Here is a 15,983-nt window from a genome sequence, read left to right on the forward strand (position 1 = left end):
CTCGGACATCGTCACGCTGTAAGGGAAGGCGATCCGAGGAGATGTCATGAGTGCCAGCCCGTACGTACCGCCGAGTCGGAGTGGAGCGACACCGGCAGGTCACTTCCGGCAGAATCACGGACTCGGGACCGCCGTGTCGGTCGCGGTGGGGGTCGTCGTCGCCGCAAGCGTCTTCACCACGTACACCGACCTACACCTCGCCAACGCGGTTCGGGATTACTCGTACGGCGGTGGCGGCGTGGCGGCGCTCAACGACGCAGACCGGCTGAACCGACTGGGCTCGTTGGCCAATCTGCTGGCGTACCTGCTGGCCGGCGTCCTGGTCATCGTCTGGCTGTGGCGGGTCCGGGCGAACGCGCACTTCTTCTCCGACGCGCCGCACCGCCGCCGCCGGGGCTGGGTCATCGGTGGCTGGATGGTCCCGATCATCAGCTTCTGGTTCCCCGTGCAGGTCGTCGACGACGTGGTCCGCGCGAGCAGCCACTATGTCTGGCCGCGCGACGGGTCGCTTCAGGCTGCCCCACAGGCCAAGGTGGTCCGCAGATGGTGGGGCACTTTCCTAGGGATGAATATCACTAGCCTCTTCGCGACGACGCAGCAGTCGAGCGCGTTGGCGGCCACTAGTGCAACGGCAGCTCAGAGCGGTCTCGACACCGGCGGGGCCCTGTCGATCGCCAGCACAGTCCTGGCTTTTCTGTCAGCGATCTTCCTCAGCCAGGTGATCGAGCTCGTCGACCGCCTGCAGAGTTCGCGGCCGCCGATTCCCTGGTGGCAGACACCGCTCAACCCGCCTGCCCCAGGGCCTGCTCCCTGGTGAGGAACGCGAACTGAGCCGTCTTGGTACTGCCGTCCGGCTGGGTGATCTTGGCTTCGGAACCGAGCACGAATCCACTGCGCTGGAAGCGCTCGATCGCCCGGGTGTTGCGTACGTCGGGTTCGACGACGATCCGCGGATGCCCGAGGTGGATGAAGGCGAACCGGCCGAGTGCGCCGATCAGCTGACCCGTGAACCCGCCCCGTGTCTCGCCGGGGGCGATCAGCAGATGTACGCCGAGATCCCCGGCCGCAACGTCGTACGCCGCGCCCGCGGGATCCGCCCGCGGGTCGTAGGTCTGCAGTAGCGCGACCGGTACGTCGTCAAGTCGTACGACGTACACGTGATGCGTCGGCACCGAGTCCAGGAACTCGTACGTCGCCGCGATCTCGTCGCGCGACAACGCACCCATGCCCCAGAACGCAGCCCGCTCGGCCGTCACCCACTCGTGGATCAGGTCGAGGTCGCGCGAGGGATCCGCCTCCTCGATCCGCACGGTCCCGAACCCGTCGACTGCGACGGAGAAGTCGCGTTCCTCCCGGGCCACCGCACCGTCCGTCGGCACGAGCGCACCGCGCAACCACGACGGCAACTGGTCGTGATGGTGCGGATCTCCGAGTACGCCGGACGCGCCGAGCGGCACCACCCATCGGCTGGCTGACCGGTCGGCCAGGTCCCACGCATAGCGGGCGGCGGACGCGCGGATACACACGTCGGTGAGCCCGGGCAGGCTCGACGTCGACATCACGCAGTGGTGGTCTCCGGACAGGCTGAGGTCGTACGGCTCCTCGCCCGGCGCGAACACCGGACCGCGCAACGCGTGCAGCGGTGTGAGTTGATGGGTCTCACCCCAGGGCGGGCGCGGGCTGTTGGCGGCCACCTCTTCCAAGGCTTCGCGGGCAAGCCATTGGACGTTGACGTTGGGGATCACGTTGGCGGCGAGGAGGTTCTCGAGCGCGAACGAGACGTGGGTGAGCGGGTCCATCCACGGGGTGAAGATGTCGGCGACGTCGGCGTTCTCGAGCATCGTGAAGTGGTCGGTGAGGCGGGCGACCAGCGCCTTGCGGATCGCGGCGTACGACGAAGCCGTCGTACTCGCGGCGTCCATGTGGCGGTCCCAGCCGAGCAGTTCGGTGCGGAGGGCAACTGCTTGGGTGGAGAGGTCGTCGAGGCCGGTCAGCAGGTCCAGGACGGAGCCGGCCGAACCGAGGTACGTGTCCCGGTGGATGGTCGGCATGTCGTCGAGCGTCCAGTCGGTGCGTGCTTCCACGAGTTCGCGGATGCGGTCGGCGCGGTGCGGCGCGGCGAACTCGACGCCCAACGGCGTTGCCAGTCCCCGCGCGTTGGCCATCACCGCCGGGATGTCCACGTCCGCCCGCGGCATCTCGTGCCAGCCGTCCCACGCGTTCCCAGCCTCCCAGGCCGGTACGACGCGCAACCTGTTCTCCGGCGCCCGCCGCGGCACGACACCGGCCGTCCGATGGAGGAGCCCACCCGCAGTATCAGCCGCGAGTACGACGTTCACCGGCTCGACCCACTCGTCGAACGCCGAGTCGACATCGGCGACGGAAGTTGCCCGCAGCAACCGTCCCATCACCTCGAACCCAAGCCGCCCGGTAACACGCGGCGGATAGCGAAGGCTGATTCCCTCTTGAATGATCGGGCCGCGTTCGGTCTCGATCACCTCGATCTCGACGGGGTCGGCGTCGGCGACCTCCACGACCTCGGTGTGGAGCGAGGCCGGCTCCCAGCCAGTCGGGCCCAACGCTTCCACACCCGACTCGGTTCGGCGGAGTTGTTCGGCGTACAGGTCCTGGTAGTCGGCCATCGCGTTGGTGATGGACCAGGCGACGCTGCCGGTGTGCCCGAAGTGCGCGAGCCCCGGGATCCCAGGAACCGCAAGGCCCAGTACGTCGTACTCAGGACACGTCAGCCGGATCTGCTGATACACACCCGGACTCTCGATGTACCGATGCGGATCGCCCGCGACAATCGCCTGACCACTGGCGGTGTGCGACCCCGGGATCAACCACCCGTTGCTCCCCGCCCCGTGCGGCCCCTCCGACGAGAACAGCTCCAGCGACGAGTCCCCGAGGTGCTGCGCGACATGCGTGCGCCAGAGCTTCGAAGGGAACCCCGCGAACAGGATGTGCACCGCCAACCAGATCCCGAGCGGCGCCCACGGCTCCCACGCATGCAGCGTCAGCCCGGTCTCGGCGAACTCCGGCGCGCGCAGCGCACCACCCGGCAGCGCATGGTTCACCCCCTCGACGTACGCCGTGACCCACTCGCGCGTCTCGTCGTCGAGCGACTCGAAACACCGCTGCGCCGTGTCCGCCAGCCGCGCCTGCCGTGCGAACACGTCCCACGCGACGGCCTCCGCCCCGAGGAACGCCGCGCTCGTCCCGAGGTACCGCCGGCGCTCCAGTTCGAGCTGCCAGGCGCGGTCCTGCGCGGCGTTCACGCCTTGCAGGTACACCAACGCGAGCGGATCCCCGGCCTGCAGGTGCGGTACGCCGTACGTGTCCCGGAACACCCTCGCGTTCACAAACATCCCCCACTTCAGTTAGGTTAGGCTGCGCTAACTTACTCGGCAGCTATCCGCCGCCACAACACCAATTCTCTCTGGAGGTCCATCGTGAGGCATGGCTGGGAAGGCGCTGTGCTCAAGCTCTTCCGGGGGAAGGACTTCACCTTCACCGTGACCGGTGCCGAACAGGTCACCGAGCGCTACCGCCGCGTGCACTTCACCGACGGCGGTCTGCTCCAGGCGCTGGGCGTCCACCCGACGATGTGGGTGCGGCTCTGGTTCGACAACGCCGGCAAGCCGCACCAGCGCGCGTACACACTGGTCGATCCGGACGTCGAGGCCGGCACGTTCAGCCTCGAGTTCGCGCTGCACGACGGCTGCGCGAGCGACTGGTCCCGCAAGGCCGAGCCCGGCGACACCATCGAGGCGACGGTGCAGGGGACCGGGTTCGATGTACCGGATCCGCTGCCGGCGCGGATGTTGGTGGTCGGTGACCCGGCGTCGCTGCCCGCGATCAACTCGCTGCTCGCCGTCGCCCCGAAGTTGCCGGCCACGATCTGGTTCGAGACCACCGACGACGCCGACCACGAGCTTCCGTTCCGGATCGAGGACCACCACGACCTCCGGACGGTTCCGCGGCCGAAAATGGTCGAGCAGGTGAAGGCGGATCTCCAGGAGTTCGTCACCCCGGAGACCTTTGTGTGGATCGCGTGCGACACCACGACCACGCGCGAACTCACGTCGTACGTCCTCAAGGATCTGGCGGTCCCCAAGCACCGGGTGAAATCCCTCGGCTACTGGAAGGCCGCGTAGTCTGAGCCGGTGATCACGCCGCTCGACCTGACCGACCGCGCTCTCGCCGAGCGACTGCTGACGATCCAGCACGCCGCGTACGCCGTCGAGGCCGAGCTGATCGGCTTCGACGGCATCCCGCCGCTCCAGGAGGACCTCGACGGCCTGATGTCGTCGACCGAACTCTGGCTCGGCCGGTACGACGGGAACACCCTGGTCGGCGCGGTCGCCTACGAGGTCGACGCAGAATCGGTTGAGATCAGCCGGCTGATCGTCGACCCCGCGCACGCCCGTCGCGGGCACGGCCGAGCCCTCCTCGACCACCTCGACCGGATCGCGCCGCGACCGGTCAGCCTGGTCTCCACGGGCTCGGCCAACCTCCCGGCCGTCAACCTCTACAAGTCCCGCGGCTACACCACGACCGCCGAGATAGAAGTTGCCCCCGGCATCTACATTACGCAGTTCCGCCGCGCGTCCTGACCTGCTCGAAAGCGTAGTAGACCGCGAGCAGGAAGACGAGCAGCAGCGTCACCTGGGCGGAGATGAACGACACCCCGATACAGGCTCCGTAGATCACGGTGCCGAACGAGTACCTGATCAGCGACGTCCGCATCTGGGCGCGGTCCATGGCGTGGTCGACGAGGTGCTTGCGCAGCACGTGCCACCAGATCGCGCTGAACGCGATCGCGGCCAGGGTCAGGTTGGCGCTGTAGACGGCCGCGGCGACGTTGGCGTTGATTGTGGGGTCTTCCAGGTGCTCCGCGAACATGCTGGTCGGGAACGGCAGCAACGTGACCCACAGCAGCAGCAACAGGTTGAGGAACATCAGCCCGCGGTCCGCGCGCTGGATCTGGCGGAACATCGAGTGGTGGTTGACCCACATGATGCCGAGGATCGCGAAGCTGGTCAGGTACGCCGCGAACTGCGGCCACTCGTGCAGCAGCGCCGGCCACAACCGCTCACCCTCCTCGAGCTCGGGACTGCGGAGTTCGAGGACGAGGAGGGTGATCGCGATCGCGAAGACGCCGTCACTGAAAGCTTCGAGACGATTCGTCTCGGCAAGGTCAGACTGTGTACTCACGGGGACACAGTCTGAGCCCGCTTCGTCAGTTCGTCGACAGCGAAAGGGCCGTCCAGCTGATCGCCGGCAGCGTAATCGTCAGCTGACCGTCGACGAGTCGTGCGTCGATCGGTTGCGGGGTGACGCGGTCCGGGTGGGCGGGGGTGTTCGTCGCCAGGCCGTCCTCGTCGTGCACGATCACTGCCTCGTCGATGGTCGTCACTCCGCTCCGGCTGACGTCGATCGTGACCTCGATCGGACCCTCGGTCGACCGGTTGACCGCGAACACCGCGAGCTTGCCGTCGTCGTAGGTTGCGACCGCGTCGACGGCGGAGACCTCGCCGTACTTCGCCGTGGTCACGACGGGGGAGTCGGTCTCGACCCGCAGGACCTGGCCGGCCGCGAGCCGGGAAGTGATCGCGAACGGGTGGAACGTCGGCTGCCGCCAGGCCGCGCCGCCGGGCTCGGTCATGATCGGCGCGATCACGTTCGCGAGCTGCGCGAGGCAGGCCACACCGACCCGGTCGCTGTGCCGCAGCAGCGAGATCAGAAGGTTGCCGACGACCACTGCATCGGTGACGTTGTACTCGTCCTCGATCCGTCGCGGCGCCACCTCCCACTGGTCGCCCGGTCCGTCGGTACGGCGGGAGCGCTCGCCGTACCAGACGTTCCACTCGTCGAACGAGATGCCGATCTTCTTGCTGCTCTTGAGTTCCGCGCCGACGTGGTCGGCGGTCGCCACCACGGACTCGATGAAGTGGTCCATGTCCACCGCGGACGCGAGGAACGAGGCCGTGTCGCCGTTGTCGTTGCCGTAGTACGCGTGGCAGGAGATGTACTCGACGAACTCGTACGTCTCCCGCAGCACGTCCCGTTCCCAGGTCCCGAACAGCGGCATCTTCGACGACGACGAGCCGCACGCGACCAGTTGCAGCTCCCGGTCGATCATCCGCATCGCCCGCGCGGTCTCCGCCGCGAGCCGTCCGTACTCCGTCGGCGTCTTGTGCCCGACCTGCCACGGGCCGTCCAACTCGTTGCCGAGGCACCACAGCTTGATCCCGTACGGCGACGCGCCGTGCTGCTCGCGCAGGTCGGACAACGTCGTACCGCCCGGATGGTTCGTGTACTCGAGCAGGTCGAGCGCCTCCTGGACACCGCGGGTCCCGAGGTTGATCGCCATCATCGGCTCGACGCCGGCCTTGACGCACCAGCGGCTGAACTCGTCCAGCCCGAACTCGTTCGTCTCGACACTGTGCCAGGCGAGGTCGAGCCGCCGCGGCCGGTCCGGGCGCGGGCCGACGCCGTCCTCCCAGCGGTAGCCGGAAACGAAGTTTCCGCCGGGATAACGGACCACGGAAACACCCAGCTCACGGGTCAGTTCCAGGACGTCCTTGCGGAAACCGTCCTCGTCGGCGGTCGCATGGCCGGGCTCGTAGATACCGGTGTAGACGCACCGGCCCATGTGCTCGACGAAGGTTCCGAAGGTCCGGCGGTTCACGGGCGCAATCGTGAACGCCGGATCGATGGTCAGATTGGCAGAGGGCACCAGGTTGCTCCTGTCGTGTGTCTAACCCTTGATCCCCGCGTCACCCACACCGCGGACGACGTGGCGCTGGAACAAGGCGTAGACGATCAGCAAGGGAAGGCCGCCCAGGACCGCGGAGGCCATGATCTGGGCGTAGCGCAGGCCGTACGAGCCCTGCACGTTGGCGAGGCCGACCGGGATCGTCATCATTGACGGGTCGGTGGTCACGATGAAGGGCCAGAGGAAGTTGTTCCAGGCCCCGATGAACGTGAAGATGCCGACGGCGACCAGGATCGGTCGCGACATCGGGACCATCACGCTCCAGACGATCCGCCAGCGGGACGCGCCGTCGACCCGGGCGGCGTCCTCGTAGTCGCGGGAGATGCCGTCGAAGAACTTCTTCAGGACGAACACCATCACCGGCGCGACCACCTGCGGCAGCACCATGCCCCAGTAGGTGTCGACCAGGCCGAGCCCGGTCATCTCCTGGAACAGCGGCACGATCAGCACCTGCGGCGGCACCAGGATGCCGGCGATGATCAGGCCGAACAGCACCTTGCGCCCCGGGAACTTGGTCCGGGAGAAGCCGTACGCCGCCAGCACCGACACGATCAGCGTCAGCGTCGTCACGAGGACCGACACGATCGTGCTGTTGAAGAACCAGCGGATCAGGTCGCCTTGGTCGATCACACTCCGGTAGGCGTCGGCGGTCGGTGCCTCCGGCAACCAGGTGATCGGGGCGCGGGTGGTCTCAGGTTCTGGCTTGAGCGAGGTGTCGAGGGCCCACAGCAACGGAACCAGCCAGACGACGGCGAGGATCACGGCGCCGACAGCGCTCGCGGTCCCGCCGAAGGTCCAACGTGGTTTCACCGGGCCGCTGCGCGACGACCTGGCCGCCGGTAACGTTGCGGTCGTCATTCCGCCTCCCCTCGGCCGGAGAACAGTTTGAACTGCGCGACCGCGACGATCACGATGATCGCGAAGAACAGGTACGAGATCGCGGACGCGTAGCCGATCCGGTAGCTGGTGAAGCCGGTCTCGTAGATGTACATGATGATCGGCCGGGTCGCGTGGTTCGGGCCGCCGATCGTCATCAGGTAGATCTGGTCGAAGATCTTCAGCGACGCCACCAGTTGCAGTACGACGATCAGCCCGGTGGTGCGGCTGAGCAACGGCAGCGTGATCCGGAACAGCTGCTGCCTGCCGTTCGCTCCGTCGATCGCGGCAGCCTCGTACACCTGGGTCGGAATCCCTTGCAGGGCGGCCAGATAGAGCAGGAAGTTGAACCCGACCGTCCACCAGACGGTCGTGATCACCACGGCGAGCATCGCCCGGTTCTCGGTGTTCAGCCAGTCGATCTCGGCGAACCCGCCGGCCGTCAGCAGACCGTTCACCAGGCCGAACCCGGGCTGGTAGATCCACACCCAGATCAGCGTCACGACGGTTGCCGGCAGGACGAACGGAGCGAAGTACGCGAACCGCAGGAGCCAGCCGAGCAGGCCTTTGCGGTTGGCGAGCAGCGCCATCAGGAGCGCGATGATCACCAGCGGCGGCGTGCTCATCGCGGTGAAGACGAGGGTGTTCTTGAGCGACGACCAGACGGCCGGGTCGCCGAACAGGTCCCGCCAGTTCTGCAGACCGAGGAACTCCTGCTTGACGCCGGCGAGGCTGGTGTTGAAGAAGCTGTTCCACAGGCCGGAGACGATCGGCCAGAGCATGAACAGGACGAACAGGACCAGGAACGGCGCCACGAAGAACAGTCCGCCCCAGCGTTCCTTCCAGGGCTGTCCGGTCCCCGCCTTCGCCGCGGTCGACGGCGTACCAGGGGTGACGCGCGGTGGTGTCTCTACGGCCATGACCGACCTCCTTAGACCGGGGACGGGGTGTCGAGGAGCTTCTGGGTGGCGGCCTTGAACTGCGCGAGCGCAGCCTGCGGCGTCGCCTGACCGGAGAAGACACCGCTGAACGCAGCGGCGGCCTCGTTCTGCAGTTGCGCACCGGACCCGCTGAACCAGGCGTCCGGGTCGAACAGCACGTCCGGCGCGACGCTGCGGTACTCCGCTTGCGGCTTGAGCTTCAGGTAGTCCTCGCTCTTCGCCACCGGCTGGTACGCCGGGATGTGGCCGCCCGCCGCCCAGTCCGCACTGTGCTTGAGCATCCAGGCGATGTACTCGACCGTCGCCTTCGTGTCGTCCTTGTTGCGGTTGCTCTGGTGCGGCAGCACGAACGTATGCGCGTCACCGGCGTACTTCGGCACGTCGTACACGACCGGGAACGGCGCCATACTGAACGGCATCTTGGCGGTCTGGTACGTCGTGACTTCCCACTCCCCGTTGAAACTCAGGCCGGCGTCGCCGTTGGTGAACTGCGCGACCAGAGCCGAGTAGTTGGACGAGCGCGGGGTGAGCCCGTCGGCGGCGAGTTTGGCCATCAGGCTCAGGGCTTCCAGCGCCTTGGCGTCGTCGAGGATCAGCCGCGTGCCGGTCTCGTCGAAGAACTTCCCTTCGAGCTGCCCGTACAGCGTCCACCACAACCGCCACGGGTTGGTGGTCTCGACCGATGCGCCGAACTTGCCGGTCACGTCCTTGACCGCCTTCAGCATGTCGAAGAACGCGTCGACGCCCTGGACGGTCTTGATCTTCCCGTCCGCGCCCAGCAGCCCGGCCTTCTTGCAGATCTCGGTGTTGTAGTAGAGGACGAACGGATGCGTGTCGAGCGGTACGGCGTACAACTTGCCGTCCACGATCGCGCGGTTCCAGGACGTCGGTAGGAAGTCGGACTCGGTGACGCCGGCGTCGGCGAGCAGGTCCACCGGGATCGGGTCGAGCATCGTTGTCGGGCTGAAGCCCTTCAGCCGGGACAGGTGGAGGGTCGCTACCTCGGGAGAGCGGCCGCCGGCCGCGGACATCGCGAGTTTGGTGTAGAACGGCGGACCCCAGGCGAGCGTGTGCGCCTCGAACAGGACGTCCGGGTGCTCGGCGACGTACTGCTGGTGGATCTGCAGCAGGCGGGCGCCGTCGCCGCCGCCGAACAGGTTCCACTCGCGGACCTTGGGCTTTGGGTTGAGGGCGCCGCAACCGGTGAGGGCGAGGGTGCCGAGCAGGCCACCAAGTACTGCTCGACGCCCCGGGCGAAAGAGGGCGTGGTCAGGGGGCATCTGTCCTCCAGGGCGGAAGCGGAGCACGGATTTACATCGGTGTACTACATCGGTGTAGAAGATCGCATGAGCTGTCTGGGGGCGTCAAGACCTCAGCGCACGCCGAGCGTGGACTCGCGGATATGCAGCTGGTACGGCGCCACGATCTCGTGGTGCTCGGAGTCGTCGCCGGCCATCCGCTGGACCAGCAGGTCGACCGCGGTCCGGGCGATGTGGACGCGGTTCGGGTCGACCGTGGTCAGGGTCGGGCTGCTGTAGCTCGCCTCGTCGATGTTGTCGAAACCGGCCACCGCGACATCGTCCGGGATCCGGATCCCGCGGGCGGTGAGGGCCCGGACCGCGCCGAGTGCGAGCGTGTCGTTCAGGGCGAGAACGGCGTCGAACTTCTGTCCGGTCGCGAGCAGCTCCTCCATCGAGTCCGCGCCGCTCGAGCGGTGCCACTTCCCACCGGACACGGCCAGGTCCGCCGGCACGGCGACGCCGTACTCCGCCAGCGTGTCGGCGTAGGCGCCGTACCGGATGGCGGCGGTGCCTACCTCCTCGCCGGGACGGATGCCGATCACGGCGATCTTGCGCCGGCCCTGGTCGAGCAGGTGCCGGACGACGGCCTTGGTGCCCTCGACGTTGTCGATCATCACGTGGTCGACCGGACCGTGGAAGATCCGCTCGCCGAGCAGCACCATCGGTGTCGGAGTCTTCAGCTGGTCGACATCCTCCGGTCCGAGGCCGAGCGGGCTGTACAGCAGGCCGTCGACGAGGTGCCCCCGCGGCCGGGCGAGCGCGGTCAGCTCGCGGTCCCGGTCCGCGCCGGTGGTCTCGATCATCACCGTCAGGCCGTGCTCACCGGCGGCCTCGATCGCCGCGTCGGCGAGCTCGGCGAAGTACGGGTTGCTCAGCTCGGGTACGGCGAGGGCGATGACGCCGGTCCGGCCGGACTTGAGGTTCCGGGCGGACAGGTTCATCCGGTAGCCGAGGGCATCGATCGCCGCGAGCACCTTGGTCCGGGTCTCCTCGCGGATGTACGGGTACCCGTTCATCACGTTCGAGACCGTCTTCGGGGATACGCCGGCCTTGCGCGCGACATCGCGCATCGTCACAGCCATGGCCTCAGCGTAAGGGCTGTCAAATAGTAACCGCCATCTGTAATGTGTTGGGCGAAAACCTTCATCTTCCGTTCCGCCCCTCGGAGGTTGCGATGGTTCGCCGATCGATTGTGGTCTGCCTTGCCCTGGCTTTGACCGGGCTGGCATTGCTGGTTCCGCTCAGACATTCGCAGGCCGACGAGCAGGCCGGCCCGACCGCCGACCAGCTCCGGTCCAGAGCGTCGTGCGAGTCGCAGCTGTCGAACGGGAAGTACGCCCACGACTCCGGCGGATCCAAGACCGCCGCGGTCTGCCGCTCCGGCGACGCGGTGCACTGGACCGCGGACTTCGACATCGACTGCGACGGGCAACGGACGACGCAGTGCAACGAGAACACCGATCCGTCGTTCCAGCCGGAGACGTCGTGGCAGCAGTCCGACGGACGCCCGCTGAACTCGGCCGGGCTGCCGTTCATCGTCGTACCGTTGCCGAGCTCGATCTGGGACTACCGTACGGCGGGTATCGGCGGCGCGACCGTCGCCGCGGTCGTGTACCAGGACAAGGTCGCGTACGCCGTCGTCGGCGATCAGGGTCCGACCGGGATCATCGGCGAGGGCTCGTACAAACTGGCGCAGCAACTCGGGATCAATCCGAACCCGGCGTCCGGCGGCGTGGACGGCGCGGTGGTCACCTACATCCTGTTCCCCGGCGTCACGTCCGTTCCGATCGAGAACGCGGCGGATGCGGTGAGCAAGGGTGAGGCGGCCGCGAACGCGTTCGTGAACAGCACTCAGACGTGTGCGAGTACGAACCTGGACTTCCCGTCGTACCCGACGATCCAGTCCGGCTCGACCGGTGCCGCGGTGAACGCCGCGCAGTGTCTCCTTGGTGGCACCAACGAACCGTCCGGCACCTTCGACACCGCGACCGTTGACGCCACGAAATCCTTCCAGACAAGGGTCGACTTGCCCTCCGACGGCGTGATCGGCGCGGCCACGTGGACTGCACTCCTTGCCGCCGGCGACCAACCGACGCTCCGGCTGAACTCGACCGGTGCGGCTGTCCGCCGGCTGCAACGTGCACTCACCGCGGCCCTTGCGCGAACGGTCGCGATCGACGGCCAGTTCGGTCCACAGACCGAAACAGCAGCCAAGGACTACCAAACCTCAAGACAGTTGGTGGTCGACGGCGTCGTAGGCCCGGTCACCTGGACTTCGCTCCAAGGAGGCAAGTAGTCAGCGTTCGGACAGGGCGCGGCGGCGCTGGGTGACGTCGACGAGGGACTGCGGTTGCCAGGCGGCATCGGCGCGGTACACGTCGGTGCCGGGCGGCACGATCTCGTCGATCCGGTCGAGGGTCTTGTCGTCCAGCGTCAGGTCCGCGGCGGTGATCAGGCCCTCGAGTTGCTCCATCGTGCGCGGCCCGGAGATCACCGACGTGACCGCCGGATGCGTGGTGACGAAGGCCATTGCCAGCTCGGGCAGCGTCATACCGATGCCGTCGGCAACTTCGACCAGTTGCTCGACGGCGTCGTACTTCGCCGCGTTCGCGGGCAGTGCCGGGTCGAAGCGATCGGGCGCGAGCGCGGCCCGGGCGGACAGGTCGAGCGGCTGGTTCTTGCGGACCTTCCCGGACAGGAACCCGAAGGCGAGCGGGCTGTACGTCAGCACACCCATCCCCAGCCGGCGGCAGGTCGGGAGGACGGAGCGTTCGATGCCGCGGGCCATCATCGAGTACGGCGGCTGGTTCGTCCGGAATCGCCCGTACCCGCGCCGGTCCGCGACGTGGTACGCCTCGACGATGTCCTCCGCGGGGAACGCCGAGCACCCGAACGCGCGGATCTTGCCCGCACTGACCAGGTCACTCAGCACCCACAGCGTCTCCTCGATGTCGGTGGTGTGGTCCGGCCGGTGGATCTGATAGAGGTCGATCCAGTCCGTGTCGAGCCGGCGCAGGCTGTCGTCGACCGCGCGGGTGATCCAGCGCCGCGAGTTCCCGTTCCGGTTCCGGCCCTCGGTGAACGGGAAATGCACCTTGGTCGCCAGTACGACGTCGTCGCGGCGATCCTTCAGCGCCTTGCCGACGATCGTCTCGGACTCGCCCGCGGAGTACATGTCCGCGGTGTCGACGAAGTTGATCCCCTGATCCAGGGCGGCATGGATGATCCGGACGCACTCGTCATGATCCGGGTTCCCGACCGCACCGAACATCATCGCCCCGAGACAGTGCGTACTGACCTCGATCCCGGTCCCACCCAACACCCGATAACGCATAAACCCTCCTCCGTAATCACTGCCCGCACGCTAAGTCCTAGACCGCCCTCTAGGTCAACTTTGAGAAGCCACCGACCGTTTTCGGGGTGGGAATATGGCTGGTGGCTTCTCAAAGTTGGGTCCGTAGGGTGGGGGAGTGGAGATTGCGGAGCTTTGGGATGCTGAGGCGGGTTGGTTGAACACTGCGTCGTACGGGCTGCCGCCGCGGCCGGCGTGGGAGGCGTTGCAGGGTGCGCTTGCTGATTGGCGAGTCGGGGCGACGAGTTGGGAGCCGTGGGACGAGTCGACGACGCGGACCCGGGAGTCGTTCGCGCGACTGGTCGGGGCGGAGTCGACGAACGTGTTCGTCGGCAGCACGGTGTCCGCGGCGCTGGCGCCGATCGCGGCCGCATTGCCCGACGGTGCGAAGGTGCTGACCGACGACGTCGAGTTCACGTCGAACGTGTTCCCATGGCAGGTGCACGCGGACCGTGGCATCGAGGTGATCGCCGTACCGGGTGACGAGGTGGTCGCCGCGATTACGCCCGGGATCGATCTGGTCGCGGTGAGTGCGGTGCAGTCGTCGACCGGCGTCGTCCTGGACCTCCCCGCGGTAGTTGCTGCCAGCAAGCAGATCGACGCGCTCGTGGTGATCGACGCGACCCAGGCGGTCGGCTGGCATCCGATCACGGTCGACGGTGTCGACGCGCTGATCGCCCACAGCTACAAGTGGTTGATGTCCCCGCGCGGTGCGACGCTCGGGTACCTGTCGCCGCGGTTGCAGGAGCGCTGCCGTCCGTCGGCGGCGGGCTGGTACGCCGCACGCGACGTCCACGGGTCGTACTACGGGCCGGTGATGGAGCTCGATCCGGCCGCGCGGAGGTTCGACCAGTCGCCGGCCTGGTTCAGTTTCGTCGGCGCGGCGCCGGCCCTCGAGCTGATCGAGGAGATCGGCGTCGAGGAGATCAACCGGCACAACCTCGCACTCGCGAACGAGTTCCGGGCGGGGCTCGGGTTGGAGCCGTCGAACAGTGCGATCGTCAGTACGCGGCTGCCCGGGGCGCAGGAGGCGTTCGCGTCGGCCGGGATCCGGGCCGCCGTACGGGACGGGAAGCTGCGCGCGTCCTTCCACATCTACTCGACCCAGGACGACGTACAGCAGGCTCTGTCTGCGCTGAAGCCTTTGCTCCGGGGTTAAGGTGCGGGAATGGGTGGACTGAGCATCGGGCAGGTCGCGGAGCGGACCGGGTTGAGCGTGCACGCGCTGCGGTTCTACGAGCGTGAGGGACTGCTCGCGGACGCCGTACGGCGGGAGTCGAACGGGCGGCGCGTCTACACCGAGGACGACGTCGACTGGCTGAACATGTGCATCAAGTTCCGCTCGTCCGGGATGCCGCTCGACACCATCCGCAAGTACACCGAACTGGTCCGGCAGGGGGCCGGCAACGAGGCGGACCGGCTGGCCCTGCTCAAGAGCCATCAGGACTACGTGCGTGCGCAGATCGAGGAACTCAACGAGTGCCTCAACGTGATCACCTGGAAGGTCGACATCTACCAGGAGCACGTGGACGCCGGCACCGCCGACGGCCTGTGGGTGACTCCGTCCACACAGGCCGCCAGCGAAGCGTCCTGATCACCTTCAAGCAATGAGAAGGCGGAGGCCGAGGTCTGCCGCGTCGAGGTCGACCAGGTCGCCGTTGCGCTCGGCCCACCGGCCGGAGGCCAGGTCATCGCCGAGGCCTCGTACCGCGCGCTGCTCGGCCTCCGGCCCGACCCTCGTCCATACCGACATCGCGCGGCGAACGTGGTCCTCCAGGTATGCCTCCGGCCGGCGCCAATAGGCCTCGAACAGGCCGTCGGCGCAGTCCCACGGAACGGGTACCGGCTCGGCGCGGGCATCGATCGCGTCGCCCATCCCGGCGATCGAGGGGAAGCCCTCGAGGACCGAGGCGAACTCCGGCAGGTAGTCACGGGTGAGCCAGAACCGGTCCTGCCAGCCGGGCTCGTCGGTGTCGAACGTGAAGACCACCACGCGGCGGGCCACCCGGCGCATCTCACGCAGTCCCGCGATCGGGTCCGCCCAGTGGTGAACGGTCGAGACGGCCATCGCGACGTCGAAGGAGTCGTCGTCGAACGGCAAGCTCTCCGCGGCGGCGGCCACGCATGGCGCCGAGTCGGCCGGCCGCTGACTCCGCATGACCTCCGACGGCTCGACCGCGGTCACGTCGCGATCGGCAGGCTCGTAGGATCCGGTGCCCGCTCCGACATTCAGCACCGTCTCCGCATCCCCGAGCGCCTCCCAGATCCGTGCGGCGATCCGCGGCTCGGTACGCCGTGTCGCCGGGTAGGCGCCGCCGATCACGTCGTACAGCCGCGCCCCGAGTACCTCCAACTGTTCCTCTGGTGTCACCCTCAGTCCCTTCGCCCGTGTCTCGAGTTCCCTGTCGATGGCTCTCACCATGGCGTCCGTGCGATCACGCTGTTCCACCAGCAGCCCGCGTAGTTGGCGCAGGCGCGCGGCCGCATCGGTGGACGGGTCGCCGACGAGCTCGCCGACCTCCCGCAGCCCGAAGCCGAGCCGTCGATAGGCAAGGACTTCCCGCAGCCGCTCGACGTCGGCGGCCGAATACGCCCGGTAGCCGGCTGAGGTTCGCGCCGACGGCCGAACGAGCCCGATCTCGTCATAGTGGTGCAGCGTGCGGACGCTCACGCCGGCCAGGTCGGCCACGCGTCCCACGGTCCAGTGATCGTCCACGGCAACGACTATGGAA

At 67.6% G+C, this 15,983-nt stretch carries 15 protein-coding genes; 6 read left to right on the plus strand and 9 right to left on the minus strand.

What is annotated here, in order from left to right; genetic code table 11:
• Positions 1 to 46: 46 nt before the first annotated feature.
• Positions 47 to 817, plus strand: a complete 771-nt coding sequence (locus tag OHB24_RS15215) for a DUF4328 domain-containing protein (protein ID WP_327639663.1) — start codon at positions 47 to 49, stop codon at positions 815 to 817.
• Here the strand turns inward: OHB24_RS15215 and OHB24_RS15220 are convergent.
• Complete coding sequence (locus OHB24_RS15220; protein ID WP_327639664.1) at positions 783 to 3,362, minus strand: GNAT family N-acetyltransferase; 2,580 nt, start codon at positions 3,360 to 3,362, stop codon at positions 783 to 785. The genes OHB24_RS15215 and OHB24_RS15220 overlap by 35 nt on opposite strands.
• A 90-nt stretch (positions 3,363 to 3,452) precedes the next feature.
• Between OHB24_RS15220 and OHB24_RS15225 the strand changes: the two genes are divergently transcribed.
• The gene (locus tag OHB24_RS15225; protein ID WP_327639665.1) at positions 3,453 to 4,157 is read left to right on the plus strand and encodes a siderophore-interacting protein; all 705 of its coding nucleotides are present in this window, start codon (positions 3,453 to 3,455) and stop codon (positions 4,155 to 4,157) included.
• 9 nt (positions 4,158 to 4,166) lie between these two features.
• Positions 4,167 to 4,616: a GNAT family N-acetyltransferase gene (locus OHB24_RS15230; protein WP_327639666.1), complete on the plus strand. Its 450-nt coding sequence runs from the start codon at positions 4,167 to 4,169 to the stop codon at positions 4,614 to 4,616.
• Here OHB24_RS15230 and OHB24_RS15235 read toward each other — a convergent pair.
• From OHB24_RS15235 to OHB24_RS15260, 6 genes are all read right to left on the minus strand, one after another.
• Positions 4,591 to 5,217: a TMEM175 family protein gene (locus tag OHB24_RS15235; protein WP_327639667.1), complete on the minus strand. Its 627-nt coding sequence runs from the start codon at positions 5,215 to 5,217 to the stop codon at positions 4,591 to 4,593. The two genes, OHB24_RS15230 and OHB24_RS15235, sit on opposite strands and share 26 nt — an antisense overlap.
• A gap of 25 nt (positions 5,218 to 5,242) precedes the next feature.
• Entirely contained in the window at positions 5,243 to 6,742 is a 1,500-nt protein-coding gene (arfA, locus tag OHB24_RS15240) for an arabinosylfuranosidase ArfA (RefSeq protein ID WP_327639668.1), read from the minus strand.
• Positions 6,743 to 6,763: 21 nt separating this feature from the next.
• Positions 6,764 to 7,639 carry a carbohydrate ABC transporter permease gene (locus OHB24_RS15245; protein ID WP_327639669.1) on the minus strand — a complete coding sequence of 292 codons (876 nt, stop codon included), beginning with the start codon at positions 7,637 to 7,639 and terminating at the stop codon, positions 6,764 to 6,766.
• On the minus strand, positions 7,636 to 8,577 hold the full coding sequence (locus OHB24_RS15250) for a carbohydrate ABC transporter permease (protein WP_327639670.1): 942 nt from the start codon (positions 8,575 to 8,577) through the stop codon (positions 7,636 to 7,638). The genes OHB24_RS15245 and OHB24_RS15250 overlap by 4 nt, the downstream gene beginning before the upstream one ends.
• Positions 8,578 to 8,588: 11 nt before the next feature.
• Complete coding sequence (locus OHB24_RS15255; RefSeq protein ID WP_327639671.1) at positions 8,589 to 9,878, minus strand: extracellular solute-binding protein; 1,290 nt, start codon at positions 9,876 to 9,878, stop codon at positions 8,589 to 8,591.
• 92 nt (positions 9,879 to 9,970) lie between these two features.
• Positions 9,971 to 10,981 carry a LacI family DNA-binding transcriptional regulator gene (locus OHB24_RS15260; RefSeq protein WP_327639672.1) on the minus strand — a complete coding sequence of 337 codons (1,011 nt, stop codon included), beginning with the start codon at positions 10,979 to 10,981 and terminating at the stop codon, positions 9,971 to 9,973.
• Positions 10,982 to 11,073: 92 nt separating this feature from the next.
• Between OHB24_RS15260 and OHB24_RS15265 the strand changes: the two genes are divergently transcribed.
• Positions 11,074 to 12,195 carry a peptidoglycan-binding protein gene (locus OHB24_RS15265; protein WP_327639673.1) on the plus strand — a complete coding sequence of 374 codons (1,122 nt, stop codon included), beginning with the start codon at positions 11,074 to 11,076 and terminating at the stop codon, positions 12,193 to 12,195.
• Here OHB24_RS15265 and OHB24_RS15270 read toward each other — a convergent pair whose 3' ends face one another.
• Positions 12,196 to 13,233, minus strand: a complete 1,038-nt coding sequence (locus OHB24_RS15270) for an aldo/keto reductase (protein WP_327639674.1) — start codon at positions 13,231 to 13,233, stop codon at positions 12,196 to 12,198. It lies immediately after the preceding gene.
• Between the two features lie 175 nt (positions 13,234 to 13,408).
• Between OHB24_RS15270 and OHB24_RS15275 the strand changes: the two genes are divergently transcribed.
• Together OHB24_RS15275 and OHB24_RS15280 are read left to right on the plus strand one after the other, a co-directional pair.
• A complete protein-coding gene (locus OHB24_RS15275) occupies positions 13,409 to 14,410 on the plus strand; it encodes an aminotransferase class V-fold PLP-dependent enzyme (RefSeq protein ID WP_327639675.1) in 1,002 nt (333 codons plus the stop codon).
• Between the two features lie 9 nt (positions 14,411 to 14,419).
• Entirely contained in the window at positions 14,420 to 14,845 is a 426-nt protein-coding gene (locus tag OHB24_RS15280) for a MerR family transcriptional regulator (protein ID WP_327639676.1), read from the plus strand.
• A 6-nt stretch (positions 14,846 to 14,851) separates the two neighbouring features.
• Here OHB24_RS15280 and OHB24_RS15285 read toward each other — a convergent pair whose 3' ends face one another.
• Positions 14,852 to 15,967: a MerR family transcriptional regulator gene (locus OHB24_RS15285; protein ID WP_327639677.1), complete on the minus strand. Its 1,116-nt coding sequence runs from the start codon at positions 15,965 to 15,967 to the stop codon at positions 14,852 to 14,854.
• Positions 15,968 to 15,983 lie beyond the last annotated feature (16 nt).

The sequence above is a fragment of the Kribbella sp. NBC_00482 genome, assembly GCF_036013725.1.
GTDB lineage: Bacteria > Actinomycetota > Actinomycetes > Propionibacteriales > Kribbellaceae > Kribbella.